Source organism: Eudoraea sp. (assembly GCF_049665975.1).
Taxonomy (GTDB): Bacteria; Bacteroidota; Bacteroidia; order Flavobacteriales; family Flavobacteriaceae; genus Eudoraea.
The window spans coordinates 1-1,842 of the sequence record NZ_JBATGR010000355.1 but is presented as its reverse complement, the minus strand read 5'-3'; the positions used below and the strand labels follow the sequence as shown (position 1 = coordinate 1,842).

At 35.6% G+C, this 1,842-nt stretch carries 2 protein-coding genes; both read left to right on the top strand.

Translation table 11 applies throughout. From position 1 onward, the window contains the following. On the top strand, nt 1-419 hold a 419-nt coding region (locus WBN20_RS12160; RefSeq protein ID WP_424281876.1), incomplete at its 5' end, for an NAD(P)-dependent oxidoreductase. A gap of 118 nt (nt 420-537) precedes the next feature. Further along, a partial coding sequence (locus WBN20_RS12155) for a DEAD/DEAH box helicase (RefSeq protein WP_424281875.1) occupies nt 538-1,842 on the top strand: 1,305 nt, incomplete at its 3' end.

Genomic DNA, 1,842 nt, shown 5'->3' with positions numbered 1-1,842 from the left:
GGATAGAAGTATACACCGGGGATAACGAAAAAAACACCTTCCTGTCCAGAAGTAATATACTTATTTGTCTTTTGCCGCTAACTAAGGAAACTACTGGAATATTAAACAATAAATTGTTTAAGGAATTACCAAAACAAGCTTATGTTATTAACGTTGCAAGGGGTGGTCATTTGGTAGATGAAGATCTGTTGAAATATATTAACAATGGACATCTGGCCGGAGCAGGATTAGATGTTTTTCATGAGGAACCACTGCCATTCGAACATCCTTTTTGGACACATCCAAAAATTCATATTACACCCCATGTTGCCAGTGTTTCTGATATTGAATCTGTAATCCCACAATTATTAGAAAACTATAGAAGATTAACAGAAGGATTGCCTTTGAAGTATACAGTTAATCGTGAAAAGGGATATTAACTTGTAGTTTTCAGCTTTATAATTTCATTTAAGCATAAAAAACATATAATTTTGCAAAATTGGAGTCACGACAACTCCAAGATAAGTATTTCCTAAATCTTTCAATGAAATTACGCTTTTGCAGATACAAACAGATCAAATAGAAAAAAAACTTTACGATTACCAATTACAGGATCTGAACACAATATTTTCCTTTTTGGAAGAAGCTCCGGAAGACGTAAATCTGCTTTATCAGCTACCGACAGGTGGGGGTAAGACCGTCGTATTTTCTGAGATAGCCAAAAGATTTATAGCCAATACCCAAAAAAAAGTGGTGGTTCTTACCCATAGGATAGAATTGAGTGCCCAAACTTCCAAAATGCTAAGTGGATTTGGAGTCAAGAACATGATCATCAATAGTGAAGTTAAGGAATTACGAGACCAGGATAATTTCATGTGCTTTGTGGCTATGGTAGAAACCCTGAATAACAGGCTGCAGGAGGAGATGATTGAGTTAGATAATGTGGGCCTAGTGATAATTGACGAAGCACATTATAATTCTTTCCGAAAACTTTTTAAGTACTTTGATAAATCGATTATTTTGGGTGTAACTGCTACCCCGCTGAGTTCCAATATTAAGCTTCCCATGAAGGATAATTACAGTAAGCTAATTGTTGGAGAGTCAATTGAATCGCTTATAAAAAAGAAGTTTCTTGCCAATGCCAATATGTATAGCTATGATGTTAGCCTACGTTCATTAAAGCTTGGAATTAGCGGAGATTACACGGTAAAATCTTCTGATGAATTGTATGGAAATCAAAGTATGCTCGGTAAATTGTTAAATGCCTATGAGGAGATTGCCAAAGGAACAAAAACATTGATTTTTAATAACGGAATAAACACTTCTCGTTATGTGTATGAAACTTTTAAGAAGGCCGGTTATCCCATAAAACATTTAGATAATAAAAATACTGCTTCAGAACGAAAGGAAATCTTAGAGTGGTTTTCAGAAACCAAAGATGCCATCTTGACTTCGGTAAGTATTTTGACTACCGGATTTGATGAACCATCTGTGGAGACCATTATTCTAAACCGGGCAACAAGATCACTGACTCTTTATTTTCAAATGATTGGAAGAGGATCTCGTATTCTTCAAAATAAAACCGAATTCACCGTAGTTGATATGGGAAATAATACATCCCGTTTTGGTATGTGGGATGCACCCATTGATTGGCAGGAAATATTTCACTTTCCAGATTTTTTCCTCGAAAACATTAAGAATGATGAAGATATTGAACGTGAATTTGTTTATACGATGCCTCCCGAACTCAGGGCCGAATTTGCTAAATCTAACCAAATAGAATTTGATGTTAAGGCTGAATATAAAAAAGTTTTCGCGCAGGGCCTCAAGTCCAAAACTGTACTTGAACGAAGTATAGAGCAG